Genomic DNA, 442 nt, shown 5'->3' with positions numbered 1-442 from the left:
GCTTCCATACCTCAACCGGTCGGCCGAGGAACTTCTTATTCACCTTCTCGGCACGCTTGACCTTGACAACCTTTCCATGGCGCTCCGCGGTTATCTTCTTCACTTCCTCGATGGCAGAATCGTCCTTGAGGAGTGCATAGATGTAAGGCTCGAAGTCTCTGTCGTATTCAATCTTGAACTCACCCTTCTCCTTCTTGAAGATCCTGATGACAGGCTTTCCGTCCTCTGTGATGTAGTCGACGTCAAGGATCATAACCAACACCTGTTGGATTATTGAATCCAGAACTAATAAACTTCGCCATCGAGGTTCATCAGAAAGAAAGGAGAAAAAGACCAACAATCAAGGATTCACAACCTTTGGAACAAGGGCACTGCACTTCTGCTGAAGCTCGGCATTGGCTTTCAAAAGCTCTTCGCTGGGATAGTTGCCGTTCTCTCGCCA

General features: G+C 48.0%; 1 pseudogene. It reads right to left on the bottom strand.

The window, feature by feature from the left end:
- Positions 1-253: pseudogene (locus E3E42_RS11740) on the bottom strand (DNA polymerase); the annotation flags it as partial.
- Between the last annotated feature and the right edge of the window lie 189 nt (positions 254-442).

The sequence above is a fragment of the Thermococcus sp. JdF3 genome (assembly GCF_012027495.1).
Taxonomy (GTDB): Archaea; Methanobacteriota_B; Thermococci; order Thermococcales; family Thermococcaceae; genus Thermococcus.
The sequence above is the reverse complement of the archived record's forward strand: the minus strand, read 5'-3'. Positions and strand labels throughout refer to the sequence as shown.